General features: G+C 72.0%; 10 protein-coding genes. 4 read left to right on the top strand and 6 right to left on the bottom strand.

The window, feature by feature from the left end; all coding sequences use genetic code 11:
- Positions 1–27: 27 nt before the first annotated feature.
- Positions 28–2,301: a M4 family metallopeptidase gene (locus ACIPTO_RS29615; protein WP_401197142.1), complete on the bottom strand. Its 2,274-nt coding sequence runs from the start codon at positions 2,299–2,301 to the stop codon at positions 28–30.
- A 540-nt stretch (positions 2,302–2,841) separates the two neighbouring features.
- On the opposite strand from ACIPTO_RS29615, the gene ACIPTO_RS29610 reads away from it, so the two are divergent.
- Positions 2,842–4,260, top strand: a complete 1,419-nt coding sequence (locus ACIPTO_RS29610) for a PP2C family protein-serine/threonine phosphatase (protein ID WP_401197140.1) — start codon at positions 2,842–2,844, stop codon at positions 4,258–4,260.
- 72 nt (positions 4,261–4,332) lie between these two features.
- Here the strand turns inward: ACIPTO_RS29610 and ACIPTO_RS29605 are convergent, their stop codons facing one another.
- Positions 4,333–5,841 carry a hypothetical protein gene (locus ACIPTO_RS29605; protein WP_366325488.1) on the bottom strand — a complete coding sequence of 503 codons (1,509 nt, stop codon included), beginning with the start codon at positions 5,839–5,841 and terminating at the stop codon, positions 4,333–4,335.
- A 242-nt stretch (positions 5,842–6,083) separates the two neighbouring features.
- Between ACIPTO_RS29605 and ACIPTO_RS29600 the strand changes: the two genes are divergently transcribed.
- Together ACIPTO_RS29600 and ACIPTO_RS29595 are read left to right on the top strand one after the other, a co-directional pair.
- Entirely contained in the window at positions 6,084–7,226 is a 1,143-nt protein-coding gene (locus tag ACIPTO_RS29600; RefSeq protein ID WP_366325489.1) for an aminoglycoside phosphotransferase family protein, read from the top strand.
- Between the two features lie 276 nt (positions 7,227–7,502).
- On the top strand, positions 7,503–9,473 hold the full coding sequence (locus ACIPTO_RS29595) for an N-acetylmuramoyl-L-alanine amidase (RefSeq protein ID WP_401197137.1): 1,971 nt from the start codon (positions 7,503–7,505) through the stop codon (positions 9,471–9,473).
- 7 nt (positions 9,474–9,480) lie between these two features.
- Here the strand turns inward: ACIPTO_RS29595 and ACIPTO_RS29590 are convergent, their stop codons facing one another.
- Both ACIPTO_RS29590 and ACIPTO_RS29585 read right to left on the bottom strand, forming a co-directional pair.
- The gene (locus ACIPTO_RS29590; RefSeq protein ID WP_266774848.1) at positions 9,481–9,978 is read right to left on the bottom strand and encodes a hypothetical protein; all 498 of its coding nucleotides are present in this window, start codon (positions 9,976–9,978) and stop codon (positions 9,481–9,483) included.
- 111 nt (positions 9,979–10,089) lie between these two features.
- Positions 10,090–12,987 (bottom strand): ATP-binding protein, encoded by a 2,898-nt coding sequence (locus ACIPTO_RS29585; RefSeq protein ID WP_401197133.1) that lies wholly within the window; start codon positions 12,985–12,987, stop codon positions 10,090–10,092.
- 170 nt (positions 12,988–13,157) lie between these two features.
- On the opposite strand from ACIPTO_RS29585, the gene ACIPTO_RS29580 reads away from it, so the two are divergent.
- The gene (locus ACIPTO_RS29580) at positions 13,158–13,811 is read left to right on the top strand and encodes a pyridoxal 5'-phosphate synthase (RefSeq protein WP_401197130.1); all 654 of its coding nucleotides are present in this window, start codon (positions 13,158–13,160) and stop codon (positions 13,809–13,811) included.
- Between the two features lie 89 nt (positions 13,812–13,900).
- Here the strand turns inward: ACIPTO_RS29580 and ACIPTO_RS29575 are convergent, their stop codons facing one another.
- Together ACIPTO_RS29575 and ACIPTO_RS29570 are read right to left on the bottom strand one after the other, a co-directional pair.
- A complete protein-coding gene (locus ACIPTO_RS29575; protein ID WP_401197128.1) occupies positions 13,901–14,809 on the bottom strand; it encodes a universal stress protein in 909 nt (302 codons plus the stop codon).
- A gap of 167 nt (positions 14,810–14,976) precedes the next feature.
- Positions 14,977–15,219, bottom strand: a complete 243-nt coding sequence (locus ACIPTO_RS29570) for a DUF397 domain-containing protein (protein ID WP_037740657.1) — start codon at positions 15,217–15,219, stop codon at positions 14,977–14,979.
- Positions 15,220–15,233 lie beyond the last annotated feature (14 nt).

Raw genomic sequence — 15,233 nt, 5'->3', positions numbered from 1 at the left:
GCTAACTACGCGGCCGGGCGGGCCTGTTCACGGGGTGAGCTGCCACTGCTCGATGTAGCCGACGTCGATCGAGGCGTGGTCCTGCACCCGCAACTTCCAGGTGCCGTCGACCGGTTGGGCGGAGGCGTCGACGGTGAAGGTCTGGTCGACGTTGTCGGCGGAGCCGCCCGCGCGGTTCAGCAGTGAGTAGACGGTTCCGTTCGGGCCGACGAGGTCGACGGTCAGGTCGCCCCGGTAGGTGTGGACGATCTTGACGTAGACCTGGGTGGTGGCCGAGGCGTTGCCGTCGCGGCCGGTGACCGTGATCGGGGACTCCACGGCGCCCGCGTTGTCGGGGATGTCGACGCGGGTGCTGCTGGCGTAGATGTTGGCCACCCGCCAGGAGAAGGCGGTGGTGGCGCTCGCGCCGGTGTCGTCGGTGACGGTCACCGTGACGTCACTGGTCCCGAGGGTGGTCGGGATGCCGGAGATCAGACCGGTGTCGCTGATGGTCAGCCCGTCGGGCAGTCCCGTCGCCGAATAGGTCAGTCCGGCACCGGAGTTAGTGGTGTAGGCGTCCGTCTGCAGGGACACCGCCTGTCCTACGCCGCTGAGTTGGCCGGCGATCGGGGCCACGTTGACGCCCAGGGCGATCCGGCTGCCGACGTTGATCGCCGCCCAGGCGTCGGCCACGGCGAGGTAGCTGGGGCTGTAGGCGCCGAAGAGGTCCGCCGCGGCCTGGAGGGTCGCGGTGCGGGCGCCGGCGTAGTTGGTGGAGGAGGTCATGTACGTGGTGAGCGCCCGGTACCAGACCTTCTGGGCGTTGTCGATGCCGATGCCGGTGACCGGCTGGCCGTCGTAGGTGGGGCTGTCGTAGGAGACCCCGTTGACGGTCTTCGCCCCGCTGCCCTCGGAGAGCAGGTAGAAGAGGTGGTTCGCCGGGCCCGAGGAGTAGTGGACGTCGACGCTGCCGAGTGTCGAACTCCAGTAGTCGCGGGAGGCACCGTCCTTGGACGGCTTGTCCATGTAACGCAGCGGTGTGCCGTTGCCGTTGATGTCGATCTTCTCGCCGACGAGGTAGTCCGGCGGATCGGCGGGCAGGTTCGCGTGGAACTCCACGGCGGCGGCGAAGATGTCGGAGGTGGCCTCGTTCAGGCCGCCCGACTCTCCCGAGTAGGTGAGTCCCGCGGTCGCGGCGGTGACGCCGTGGCTCATCTCGTGCGCGGCCACGTCCAGCGCGGTCAGCGGGTGGGTGTTCCCGGAGCCGTCGCCGTAGGTCATGCAGAAGCAGCTGTCGTCCCAGAAGGCGTTCACGTAGCCGTTGCCGTAGTGGGCCCGGCTGTAGGCGGCGACGCCGTCGTTGCGTATGCCGTTGCGGCCGAAGACGTCCTTGTAGTAGTCCCAGGTCGCCGCCGCGCCGAACGCGACGTCCACGCCCGCGGTCTGCCGGTTGCTCTGGGTCCCGTCACCCCAGACATCGTTGTCATCGGTGAAGAGGGTGCCCGTGCCGGAGGTGCCCTGGTTCAGGTCGTAGGTGCGGTGGCCCGCGCGGTCGCCGTCGACGAGCTGGTACGTCGAGCCGGAGAGCGTGGTGCCGAGCGGGACCGTTCCGTTGAACTGGCCGGTGCCGGTGCCCGTTTCGATGCCCTGGTAGTGGAACAGGGCCTTGCCCGAGTCGGCGTCGGTGATGACGTGGAGCTCGCTGGGCGTGCCGTCCTCCTGGAAGCCGCCGACGACCGCCTCCCAGGCGAGGACGGGCTTGGCTCCGGCGGCCCAGACGACCAGCCGCGGCGCGCCGTCGAGCGTGGCCTGTTCGCCGCCCGCCTTCTCGGCGGTGGTGAGGGCCTTGGCCTTGACGGTCGCCGACGACACGTTCGCGGTGATGTCGGGCAGGGCCAGGTCGGCCTTCGCGGCCTTCGACACGGTGAGGCGACCGCTCTTGGCGTGGACGACGAGGTCGCCTCCGAGGACGGGCAGTCCGGAGTAGGTGCGCTCGTAGCGGGTGTGGGTGGTGCCGTCGGCGTCCTGCGTGACGTCCTTGACGACGAGCTTCTCCTTGGCGCCGAGGCCGAGGGTGCGCGCCGTGTTCTTGACGGCCGCGCCGGCGCTCTTGAGGAGGGCGGCGTGCTTCGCGGGTGACAGGGCGGCCGGTGCCGCTCCGGCCCGGGGGGTGGCCAGGATCTTCGCGGGGGCGCGGTCGCCGCTGGGAGCGGCGGAGGCGGCACCGGTCTGCATGCCGGCCGCCAGCAGGGTGCCGACGGCGGTCAGGACGAGGGCGGCGGTGTATCTGGGGTGGTGCGGAAAACGGTCATGCCGGGTCAAGGCGTTCTCCTTATGTGGGGTGATCGGACTCGGTGGAGTCCTGGAGAGCGGGTCGGGCCGGGGTACGGCCGTCCGGCGGAGCGCGCGGGTGCGAGGAGAAAGGGTGAGGAGGAAGTGAACGCTCGGTGAGCGTGGTGCACAGCAGCGTGGCATCACGCCCACAGGATTGTCATGGTCGCAACAAAGCAACGACTCAAAATGATCGCCGCGTACTGCGGATCACTCGCCTGAGCGACGTTTTTCGGCCGCGCGACACCCCCGCCGTCGCACACGAACGCGAGGCCGTCGAACAGGTGGTTGAATGTCGAGGAGGAAGGGTATCCACTCCTTCAACTCGCGTACGGCGCAACGGACTTGACCCACCAGGACAACCACGCCGCACACACGGCACAATTCGCCCGTGAAGACCCTGGCATATGCCAGAAGCACCACCGGATCGTGTGTTGCCAAATCCCTTACAGGGCGTCGCAGGCTGTGCGACAGTCGTAACCGGTCCCTCCATCCGCCTTGGTCGTACCGTCCCCCGCATCGGAGTGCGTCATGCCGTCCCATCTCTCTGCGGACCGCCCCGCCGCCCAGCCGCCCGCGCGTGGCTCGGTCGAGGCGCTGATATCGCAGGCACGGCGGCTCATGGGCGACGTGGACGCCGTACGACGGGACGCGCAGCACGACGGATCGGACCCGCGGGAGCGGTGGGAGCGGGCGCTGTGCGACCTGGCGCTGCATCAACTCAGCGATCTCGACGAGCACTTGGCCCAGCTGCGGGACGGCCCGCCCCCCGTGCCGGCCACCGTCGAGGAGCCGACCGCCGTACCGGCAGCGCCCCGACAGGACCCGCTGCTCACCCGGGTCGGCAGTGCCGAGTGGAACCTGCTGACGGACGAGGCGAGTTGGTCCGGGGAGCTGTACCGGATCCTCGGCCGCGACCCGGCCGCTCCCCCGCTCACCCTCGACGAACTGCCGTCCCTGGTCCTGGACGAGGACCGGCCGAGCCTGACGGCGATGGTCACGGACTGCCTGATCGACGCCAAGCCCATCGACGGCGAGTTCCGTGTCGTGCTGCCCGACGGTGACGTACGGACCGTGCACATGATGGGCGAGCCCGTGCTCGGCGCCGACGGCGGCACCGCCTCGATGTGGGCCGTGCTGCGGGACGTCAGCGAACTGCGCCGCAGCCAGCGGACGGTGAGCGAGACCCGTGACTCGCTGCAGCTCCACCGGCACCACGCGCAGACCGAGCGCCGACTCGCGGTCGAGCTGCAGGAGGCCGTACTGCCACCGTGGCAGGGCTCCCTGCGGCTCCCGCACCAGGGCCCGGAGACCCTGGACCTGGCCGCCCGCTATCTGCCCTCGTCGACGAGCGCGCTGATCGGCGGCGACTGGTACGACGCTCTCCAACTCGCCGACGGCGCCACCCTGTTGAGCGTCGGCGACCTCACCGGACACGGTGTCGCGGTCACCTCGGGCATGGCGATGCTGCTCGGCGCCCTGCGCGGGATGGCGATGGCGGGCACCGAACCGGGTCAACTGATGTCCTGGCTCAACCAGTTACTGGACGCCACCGTCCAACCCGCCCTGGGCAGCGCGGTGTGCTGCCGCTACCGGCCCGAGACCCGCACCCTGGTCTGGGCGCAGGCGGGACACCCCGCCCCGCTGCTGTTCCGCGGCGGGACGGGGCGCGTGCTGGGCGCACCGGCCGGCGTCCTGCTCGGCGCCACCTCGGGAGCGGCCTACGGACAGGCCGAGGAGACCCTTGAGGCGGGTGACGTCCTCCTGCTGCACACGGACGGACTGGTGCCCGGGCACAGCGGACCGGAGTCCGTGGACCGACTCCTCGACCTGGCCCCGCGGTTCGGCGAGGCACGCACCGCACAGGACTGCGTACGGATGGTCGTGGAGGAGTTCGGCGACACCGAGCGCACGGACGACGCCTGTGTGCTCGTCGCCAGGACGTCCTGACGAACGCCCTTTCAGCGCAAGGACCTTGAGGGACCGTCGGACTCCTGAAGGACCGACGGCCACACAGACCCCCTACGCCTGTGCGCTGTTGCCGCCCCTGGCCCGCGGGCCCTTCACGGGTGTCTTCGGCAGCGCGAGTTTGATCTCCTCCCGCAGTTCGTGGATCTTCGGATAGCCGGAGTACTGGGCGGTGAGCCGGTACATCTCGCGCAGCCGGTCCCAGGTGCGGTGGGAGGAGTTCGATCCCATCGACATCAGGGCCAACCGCGCGTACCGGTCCGCCTGTTCGGGGTCGTCGGCGATGAAGCAGGCCGAGGCCATCGACAGGAAGTCGAAGATCTTCGACCGCTGCCGTCCGTCGACCCGCAGCGCCAGGGCCTTCTCCGCGAAGTACTGGGCGTGCACGGCCGCGCCCGGCTCGTGCTCGGCCAGCGTGCGGTAGGCCAGGGCCTGCATGCCGTAGAGGTCCTCCTCCTTGAAGGTCTGCATCCAGCCCGGTGCCGGTACGTCGCCGCGGTCGGAGACGAAGAGGTCCTCCGCCTGGCCGAGGGTGCGGCGCATGGCCTGGCCCTTGCCCATCGACGCCTGTGCCCAGGCCTCGACGGTGTAGAGCATCGCCCGGGTGCGCGGCAGCACCTCGTCCCCGGAGCCGGCCTTGGCGAGTTTCATGAGGTCGAGCGCGTCGTCGGGCCGGCCCAGGTGCACCATCTGGCGAGCCGCCCGGGAGAGCGCCTCCCCGGCGCGGGGCCGGTCACCGCCCTCACGGGCCGCGTGGGCGGCGATGACGAAGTACTTCTGGGCCGTGGGTTCCAGGCCGACGTCGTGCGACATCCAGCCCGCGAGCACGGCGAGGTTGGCGGCGACGCCCCACAGGCGCCGTTGCAGATGGTCGGGGTGACGGTAGGCGAGCATGCCGCCCACCTCGTTGAGCTGTCCCACCACAGCCTTGCGCTGCAGCCCGCCGCCGCGGGCCGCGTCCCAGGCGCGGAACACCTCGACGGACTCCTCCAGTTCCTCGATCTCCTGCGACCCGATGGGGGCGGCCTCATAGCGGTCGAACCCAGCGGGGTCGGCGTGCAGGGGATCGTCGTACCGGGGAGCATCGGCGGAGAGAGTCGGATCGGAGTGCAGCCAGTCGTACATGGCCGTGCTGAGTGCGGAGCCTGCGGCGAGCGCGGCGCCCGCGCCCACCAAGCCGCGTCGGTTGAGCATGAGGTCCATTCCCGTGAATTCGGTGAGGACCGCAGCAGTCCGTTCGGGCGCCCACGGCACACCGTCGGGATGTTCCACACTCCCGTCGTCGGGCCGTTTCCCCGTACGCCCGTGCCGGACCAGACCGAGGTCCTCAATGGTCACGACACGGCCGAGACGCTCGGTGAACAGAGCCGCCAGCACCCTCGGCACCGGATCGCGCGGGATCTCTCCCGTGTCGATCCAACGCCGTACCCGCGAGGTGTCGGTCGACAGCTGGGGGTGGCCCATGGCCGCCGCCTGCCGGTTGACCCGCCGCGCGAGTTCGCCCTTGGACCAGCCGGCCAGGCCGAACAGGTCCGAGAGACGGGAGTTGGGTTGTCCGTTCACGTCAAGCCCCCAGGTTCTCGGCTGACTTGAACATAGCCCGGTGCGCCTTGCCGGGCGACTATTCGCCAGGGTTCGCCAGGGTGCGCCAGATGGTGTGCCACTGCGCATCTGGTGTCAGGTAGGAACGCGCCACCCCGACCCGGTCCCCGAGGAACACTCCCCAGGGTGCACCAGCGGGACCGGGCCGGGAGCGCGCTTGCTTGGACAGGCACTGCAGGCACACGAAGGGATCTGTTTCTCCCATGTACACAGCATCGTCCTCCGTGTCCGCCCCGCCCCGGTCGCCGCACCCCCGCCCGGGCGTCGGCGGCCCCTATCTCGACCCGGCGCGTCCGGCGGCCGGCCCCGTGCTCGGTGCGGGCAGGCCGCGGCGCGTTCCCGGGCTCGGCACCCAACCGCTCAGCGGGAGACTCGACTTGTCCGGCCCCCAGGGCGCCCAGCTGCGTACGGCGATCGCGTCGGTGCACCGGATCTGCCCGGAGTTCGCTCCGGTGCAGGTGCTACGCCGCAACGGGCGCTCGGTGCTCCTGGTCGGAACGACCGGACGCAGCACGGCCGTGGCGAAGTGTTTACTGGACCACTCCCCCGCGTGGGCCGAGCGGATCCGGCACGAGATAGCCGCGTACCGCTCGTTCGTCCGGCACCGTCCGCCGGTGCGCGTGCCGCGTCTGATCGCGGCGGACCCGGACAACTGCACGCTCGTCATCGAGCGGATGCCGGGCCGGGTGGCGGCGCTGCACCGGCACCCGGCGGAGGCCCCGCCGCGGGCGGACATCCGGGCGGCGCTCGGCGCGATCTGCCGGCTGAACGCCTGGCGGCCGCCGGCGGGCACGTTCGACGCCCCGCTGGACTACGCGGCCCGTATCTCCCGCTACCACGAGCTGGGGCTGCTCACCGACCGGGACATGGGAGACCTGCAGAAGCTGCTGCACGGCATCGCGCACTCGGCGGGCCGCGGCGGGATGGGCCAGTTCTGCCACGGTGACGCCCTGTTGTCCAACATCCTTCTCTCCCCGGCCGGTCCGGTGCTGGTGGACTGGGAGCACGCGGGCTGGTACCTGCCGGGCTACGACCTGGCCACGCTGTGGGCGGTCCTCGGGGACGCGCCGGTGGCCCGTCGGCAGATCAGCCAGATCGCTCAGTCGGCGGGACCGGCCTCGCGGGACGCGTTCCTGGTGAACCTGATGCTGGTACTGACCCGGGAGATCCGTACCTACGAGATGGCCGTGCAGCGTTCGATGCACGACACGACCCCGGCGGCTCCGGGAACGGCCCACCCGGGTGCTGCGCCGTCCGGCGAGGAACAACGGCTGCTGCTGAGGCGGCTGCACGACGACTGCCAGATGGCCCGCCGGGCCGTGCGTGCGGCGGTCGGCACTCGCTGACGGGGACGAGGTCCGCGGTACGCCCTGCAGCGGCGCACCGCGGACCTTCGTGTTCCGCGTCCCGTGTGCGGCGATCCCGCACAGCTCGCTCATTGGTGTAGTCCACTGACGCCTCGCAGGCCCGTGGGCCGCCGCCACGAAACTCCTCGTATCCCCTGGTGACAGGGGAAATCACCTGTCTCTGGGCATGATTGACGGATCGTCGGCCAGCCGGTACCACTGACGCACGCCCGGCCCCGAACGGCTCGTCCCACCCCACCGTCCCAGGAGGCTGCATTGCGAGGATCCTCGACCGACCCCACCCGCTCTCCCGGGCACAGACGCGCGCGCCGGTCGGCCGGCGCGCTCGCCACCGCCGCCCTGCTGCTGCCGCTGCTGGGCGCGGCTCCGTCCGAGAGCCCCACCGACTCCTCCGCCGCCGCCCTCCAGCGGGCGTTCGCCTCGGCGTCCGCCGAGTACCACGTGCCGCAGACGGTGCTGCTGGCCGTCTCCTACCTCCAGTCCCGCTGGGACACGCACGGCGGGGCGCCGAGCGTGACCGGCGGCTACGGTCCGATGCACCTCACCGACGCCCGCGCCGCCCTCGCCGCGACGGAGCACCTGAGCGAGGGCACCGAGGACGCGCGCGGCGACAGCTCCCGCCCGGCTCTGCACCCCACCGCGCAGCTCCCCGCGGAGTCCCGGCTCCCGGCCCGGCTGCGGACGTTGGCGAAGGCCGCCGAGCTGACCGGGCTCTCGGCGACCGACCTGCGCACCGACGAGGCCGCGAACGTGGCGGGCGGCGCGGCCCTGCTGGCCGACGCCCAGAAGGACCTCGGCGAGTCGCTGAGCGCGGACCCGGCCGACTGGTACGGCGCCGTCGCGCGCTTCTCCGGCGCGGACGACTCCGCGACGGCGGCGGCGTATGCCAACGATGTCTACGACGTGATCCACACCGGCGAGCAGCGCACCACGGACGCCGGTCAGCAGGTCGCCCTGGCCGCGCGGCCGGGGCTCGCGCCGGACACCGCCCAGCTGAAGGAGACCGGTCTGCGCACGGTCGCCGCCGGCGACACGGAGTGCCCGAAGAAGGTGTCCTGCGAGTGGATCCCGGCGCCGTACTCCCAGTTCGGGACCGACGACTACGGCAACCACGACCTCGGTGACCGGCCCGCGTCGCAGAGCATCAAGTACATCGTCATCCATGACACGGAAGGCCAGTGGGACGGTGTCCTGAACCTGGTCCAGGACCCCACCTATGTGTCGTGGAACTACACGATCCGCTCGACCGACGGTCTGATCGCCCAGCATGTGAAGGCCAAGGACGTGGCCTGGCACGCGGGCAACTGGTACATCAACGCCAAGTCGATCGGCATCGAGCACGAGGGCTTCCTCGCCGCGCCGGACGCCTGGTACACGGAGGCGATGTACCGCTCGTCGGCGCGCCTGGTGTCGTACCTGACCAGGAAGTACGGCATCCCGCTGGACCGGCAGCACATCCTCGGCCACGACAACGTGCCGGGGCCGACCACGTCCACGGTCCCCGGGATGCACACCGACCCGGGCCCGTACTGGGACTGGGCGCACTACTTCGACCTGCTGGGCCGCCCCGTCGGGCAGACCGCGCGCAAGGGCGGCGGCCTGGTGACGATCCGCCCCGACTACGCCCGCAACCAGCCGGTCTACACGGGCTGCGTCACCGCGGGCCAGCCATGCGCGGTGCACGGTTCCAGCGAGGTCCGGCTGTACTCAGGGCCGGGCGAGACCTACCCCCTGATCAAGGACATCGGCCTCGGTACGACCCCGACCACCGGCGTCAACGACCTGTCCTCACGGGTGTCCACCGGGCAGCAGTACGCGGTGGCCGACCGTTCCGGGGACTGGACGGCGATCTGGTACCTGGGTCAGAAGGCCTGGTTCAAGAACCCGAGGAAGCAGCCCACCGCGGTGGCGGCGACCGGTCTGGTGGTGACCCCGAAGGCGGGTGCGGAGAGCGTCCCGGTGTACGGCCGCGCCTACCCGGAGGCCTCGGCCTATCCGGCGGGAGTCCCCGCCCAGGCGGTCTCCCCGCTGCCGTACACCCTGCTCAAGGGCCAGAAGTACGTGGTCGGTGACAAGGTGCCCGGCGAGTACTACTACGCGGTCACCTTCACCACCGACTCGCACAAGGTGGTCGTAGGAAAGGATCTCTACTACGAGATCCAGTACGGCCACCGCGTCGAGTTCGTGCGGGCCGCGGACGTCCGGCTGGAGCGGGCCGGCCGGTAGCCGTGCCTCAGCCCTGCTGGAACAGTTCCGCCGGGAGCGGTTTCAGCAGGGCGTAGAGGTCGTCCGTGATGGGGCGGTCCCAGGCGGCGATGGTGACCAGGACGTTGTCGCTGCGGTCGAACTGGACGCAGGAGATCCGGCTCTCGGAGAGCTTGAGGCGGCGCACGATCAGCAGGTTGTCGCCCTGCATCACCGGCATGTCCTCGGCTCCCACGACGGTCACCTCCTCGTCGTTCTCCAGCGCGAGGAGCAGCTGCGCGACCTCGAACGGGATCTCGTCCTCGGCGACGTCACGGGCCGGGGAGCCCTCGGGCAGATTGCCGATGACCATCGCGGGGCCGCGGCCGCCGAACAGGTCGTACCGCAGGAACACACCCTGGCACGTGCCGTCGGGGGCGGGCAGCAGACCGGCACCGAGGTTGCCGGGCCAGTCGCCCGGGTCCATGGCCAGCACATCGAATTCGGGGCCGGCGGGGGTGGCGCTGCGGCGGCGGAGGAACGACATGGGGCCATGGTACGGGGTGCCGTCCGGCGGTGGGGCCGTGGTTCCGCCGCAGGTGCGTGGTCGGCTGCCGCCTCCTGCCGACCCGGCCTCGCACCCCTGAGGGGGTCGGCCCTACGTCGGTTCGATCAGTGCCGTTTCCAGGCCGGTGTGCTCCGTGCCCAGCTTGCGGTAGGCCGCTGACAGGAGACGTACTGCCGTCTGTTCGTCCGTCTGGAGTTCCACGGCGATCTCGTGGTCCGTGCGGCCTTTCGCGGCCAGGGTCGCGGCGGTGCGTTCCTGGGTGGTGAGGGTGTCGGTCTCCGTGCTGTGGAGGCGCCGGGGGCGCAGGCCTGCCGCTGCCAGTTCGGCGCGGGTGGTGTCGGCCAGGCCGTCGGCGCCGCACTGGACGGCCGCGTCGAGGCCCCGGTAGAGGTGGTCGCCGGCTTCCCCGGACCTGCCGGTGCGGCGGAGTTCGGTGCCGAGGGCGACCAGGGCGCAGGCCAACTCGTAGGCGGCCGGGGAGCGTTCGAGGTGGGTGACGGCCTCTTCGAGGAGTTTGACGCGGGCCGAGCCGGAGGAGACCTCGGCGGCGATGCGCAGGGCCTGGCCGATGGCGGACGGGGTGCCGAACTGGCGGGCGCGGGCGACCGCTTCCTGGGCGGTGACGACGGCGCGCTCGGGGGTGTCGTGCCGTTCGGCGCGGGCGAGGTGGAGCTGCCAGGGGCACCAGGCCGGGTTGCGGATGCCGCGCGGGTCGAGGCGGCGGCCGGCGGAGGCCAGCTCGGCGGCGGCCTCCTCGGCGAGGCCGCGGGCGAGGAGCAGCTCGCCGTGGACGATCTGGGCGTCCGGGAAGACCACGGCCGCAGGGAAGGGCTCCGCGAAGTCGTGGTCCGCGGCGAGGCGGGTGGCCTCCTCGACCCGGCCGCGGGCGAGCAGGACCTCGATGAGGATGCCGGTGCCGTACCAGTAGACGGGGGTGCCGGGTCCGACGCGTTCGGCGAGGCGCAGGCCCGCGCGGGCGAAGTCCTCGGCCTCGGCGAGGCGGCCGCGCCGGTAGCGGAGGTAGCCGAGGAGGGTGTAGCCGAAGGACAGGTGGGCGCCGCGCCAGCCCTGTTGTTCGAAGTCGGCGATGCCGGTGGCGAAGAGTTCCTCGGCTCGGCCGGGCCGGTCGCAGTACATGAACGCGAGGGCGACCAGCACCGGCACCTCGAACCCGCGGTCGGCCTCGGCCCAGCCGAGGCCACCACGCAGCGCGCGCTCGGCATGGTGCAGCGCCACATGTGCGGGTTCCCCACGGAGTACGGCGTCCCAGGTGCGCAGGCCGATGATGTACCGCTCGGTGAGGTCGCGGCCCTTGAGCCGGTCGGCGAGTTTGGTGAGGCGGCGGGAGCGCGAGGGGTGGTCGGGTTCGTCGGCGCGGAACGCGTCCCACATGAACTGCTCGGAGAGCATACGGAGTTTGACCCGGGCGTCGTCGGTGACGCGGATCTCGCGGGCGAGGGTCTCGGAGGCTTCGGCGAGGCGGTCGCTGTGGGCGAGGACCTGGGAGAGGCGGTAGACGATGTTCTGCCGCAGACCGGCGTCGCTGATCGGCTCTTCGAGGGCGGCCCGGAGATGGTTGACGGTGGTCGCCGGTTCGGTGAGCAGGGAGGCGCTGCCCAGTTCGTAGAGGACGGCGGCCCGGTCGTCGAAGGGCGGGGGCTCGCGCAGGGCGCGGGCGAGGTAGGTGCGGGCGGTGTCGGGAGCGCCCGCGCGCAGGGTCTCGCCGGCCGCGGCGCGCAGTTGCTGGACCACCCAGTTGTCGCCGTCGGGGTGGGTCTCCATGAGGTGGCGGGCGGCGGCGGAGGGGCCCTGGCCTTCGTTGATGACGCACCAGGCGGCCTGGCCGTGCAGGGCGACGCGGACGCCCGCGGGGATGGCCCGGTAGACGGCGGTGGCGATCAGCGGGTGCACGAACTCCAGCCGGCCCGAGGCGGTCGGGGTCCCGGTGAGGATGCGCGCACCGCGCAGTGCGTCGGCGGCGTCGGCCGCCTCCTCGTGGCCGAGCCCGGCGACGGCGGCGGCGAGCATCGGATGGGTCTCGGTGCCGAGGACGGCGCAGGCCCAGGCGAAGCGGACGGTCGAGGTGCCGAGGCGTTCGAGGCGCGTGAGGAGGCCGCTGCCCTTGACGGCGGCGGCGAGGTCGCGCAGTTGGTGGGCCCCTGCCTCGGTGGGGGTCAGGCCGCGGTCGTGGACCTTGGCGGTGAGTTCGACGGCCTCGAAGGGGTTGCCTGAGGTGACGGCCCAGCACTCGTGGCAGAACGCGTCGTCGGCGTGCTCACCGAGCGTCTCCCGCACGAGCTCGGTGACGGCCTCGACGCTGAGCGGCTCCAGGTCGAGGGGGCGGACCCCGGCCCGGCCGGGCAGTCCCCTGAACGACTCGGCGTGGGAGGGGAGTTCGTCGGGCCGGTAGGCGACGACGACCAGCAGCGGGAGCTGCTCGGCGCGGGGTGCGAACGCGGCCAGCCAGCCCAGGGACTCGGGGTCGGCCCAGTGCGCGTCGTCGAGGACGAGGACCATCGGGGCGCGCTTCACCACGAGGTGGGTGAGCACCCAGTCGAGGCCGTCACGCAGACCCTGCTGGTCGGGCGGGGAACCCTGGGTGGGCGCGCACAGTCCGAGGGCGGGGCCGACGATGTCGTACCAACTGCCCAGCGCGGCGCGGAGATCGGCGTCGGCCGAGCCGGCGAACTGCGGCTGCAGCAGCTGGCGGGCGACGTGGAAGGCGACGCGCTGCTCCTGGTCGCCGCCGCGCGCGGAGAGCACGGTGCAGCCCCGGGCCGCGGCACGGCGGCGCACTTCGGTGAGGACGGTCGTCTTGCCGATGCCGGCCCGTCCCGCGAAGGCGAGCAGGGCACCGCGCGGGCGGTCCTCCGGTTCACCGCCGTCCGTGCGCAGACCCGTCAGTTCGCCCAACGCCTCGTCCACGGCGGCGAGTTCACTCTCCCGTTCGAAGAGTGTCCGTCGACTGCGCGCGCTCCGCTGCCCCATGCCATACCCCCTGCCACGGCGGTGCGTCCGCGCGGGGAGCGAACGCGTACCGTGAGCTACAGGGACCTCAGCGTACGCTTTCCGAAGGTGGCGCGACCCGCTAGTGACCGAAAGCGTACCGGCCGGTTCTCCCGGGTCCCGGGGGACGGCGGAGGCACGGGGGAGTATCGATGGACGATCTACGGCAACTGCTGCGCGACATTGAGGTCTTCGCGGGTGAACTGCCCGTCTTCGACCCGCTGATCTCGCCGGACACCCCGTCCGAGCTGTTCACGGAGTGGCTGCTGGGGGCGCTGGAGGCCGGGGTGCGCGAGCCGCACGCGATGACGGTGTCGACGGCCGGTGCGGACGGCAACCCGACGGCAAGGACGTTGATCCTCAAGGGCGTTGGGCCCGGGGGCTGGCGGTTCGCGTCGGACGGCGGGAGCGTCAAGGCCCGCGATCTCGCCCGACGGCCGTTCGCCGCGCTGACGTTCTACTGGTCGCCGCTCGCCCGCCAGGTCCGGGTGCGCGGTCCCGTGGTGGCGGCGGACGCGCGGGACAGCGCGGCGGACTTCCTCGCCCGGAGCACCGGCGCCCGCGCGGAGGCGCTGGTCGGCCGTCAGTCGCAGCCGCTCTCGGATCTCGCAGCACGGGACGCCGCCGTGAAGGAGTCGCTGGAGCGGCTGGAGGACGAACCGGACCTCGTGGCACCCGGCTGGACCCTGCACACGGTGCGGCCGGAGTCGGTCGAGTTCTGGCAGGGCGACAAGGAGCGGCGGCACACGCGGCTGGTGTACCTGCGGGAAGCCGGGGGCTGGCACAAGCAGTTGCTGTGGCCGTGACCGGCGGCTCGCCCGCCGGTGCGACCGTGCGGTGGGGCACGTACGGTGTGACACCGGCGGGCAAGTCGTCGTAGGGGAAAGGGAGTCGGTCACTCCTCCGGCGGTGTGGGCGGTACCACGGCGACCGGGCTCGCCGCGTGCAGCAGGACCGCCTGGGTGACCGAGCCGAGCAGGCGGGCCGGGGAGAGCAGACGGCGGCGGTGGCGGCCGACCACGACGAGGTCGGCGTTCTCGGAGGCGGCGACGAGATGGCCGGCCGCGTCGCCCGGGGCGACGTACGACTCGGTGTCGACGTCCGGGTGGAGTTCGCGGTGCGGGACGAGGAGGGCCTCGGTGAGGGTGCGGGTCTCGTCCTCCACGGCGTCCTGGTCGATGACCGGCGGGACGAGTTCGCCGGGGGCCGACCACGCCTGCGGCGGCCACGGGTAGGCGGCGACGACCTGGAGGCGGGCGCCGCGCAGGGCTGCCTCGGCGAAGGCGAAGGAGAGGGTGGTCTCGTCGGGGCTGTCCACCTGGAGGCCGACGACCACGCGGGGTCCGGGTCCGGCCGGGACCTCGCCGTGCACCTCGCGTCCGGGCCGGGGCACCACGACGACGGGGCAGTCCGCGTCACGGGCGGCGGCCATGCCGTTCGAGCCGAGCAGGAGGCTGGCGAAGCCGCCCCGGCCGCGCGAGCCGAGCACCAACAGCTGGGCGGAGGAGCCGAGTTCGGGCAGGACGGCGCCGGGTGCGCCCTGCGTCCGGACGTACTCCGTGACCGGCCGGTCGTCGGTACGCGCTGCGAGATGCTTGCGGACCTGGCCGAGCACCTCGTCCTCGTCCGGTTCCGGCGGTCCGGCGACCAGGACGCCGGGCGGTGTCCAGGCGGCGGCGTACTGCCAGACATGGACCACCCGCAGCGGCGCGCCGCGTCCGTGGGCCGCGTCGGCGGCCCAGTCCAGGGCGCGCAGGCTGTCGTCCGAACCGTCGACCGCCGCGATGACCGGCAGGGTGCTCATGGGGTTCCTCACCTCCGGAGTAACGGGACCTCCCCCTCCGGGACCAGCCTGGCTCAGCCGCCGGCCCCGGAAGGGCTCTCAAGGTCGCGTGTCCGGAAATTCGCGCGGGACACCCTTGCCCATGCGTGCGCGCTTCCCCCGGGTGATCCGCCGGGGAACCGTCACCTTCAGGTGAGGTCGAACTCCCCTTCCCGCGCCCCCGACACGAACGCGCCCCATTCCGCGGGCGTGAAGATCAAGGAAGGGCTCTCCGGGCGGCCGCTGTTGCGCATCGCGATGAATCCCTCGACAAAGGCGATCTGGACATCCCCCAGGCCACGGCTGCTCGAGTGCCAATCGGCGTCACTGAGGTCCAGCTCCGGCTTGTCCCAGCCCGCAAGCGGGTGCTGCTGGATGGTGCTCTCGGCCACGTCCGTGCTCCTCC

It is taken from the genome of Streptomyces sp. NPDC090083 (genome assembly GCF_044747445.1).
GTDB lineage: Bacteria > Actinomycetota > Actinomycetes > Streptomycetales > Streptomycetaceae > Streptomyces.
The sequence above is the reverse complement of the archived record's forward strand: the minus strand, read 5'-3'. Positions and strand labels throughout refer to the sequence as shown.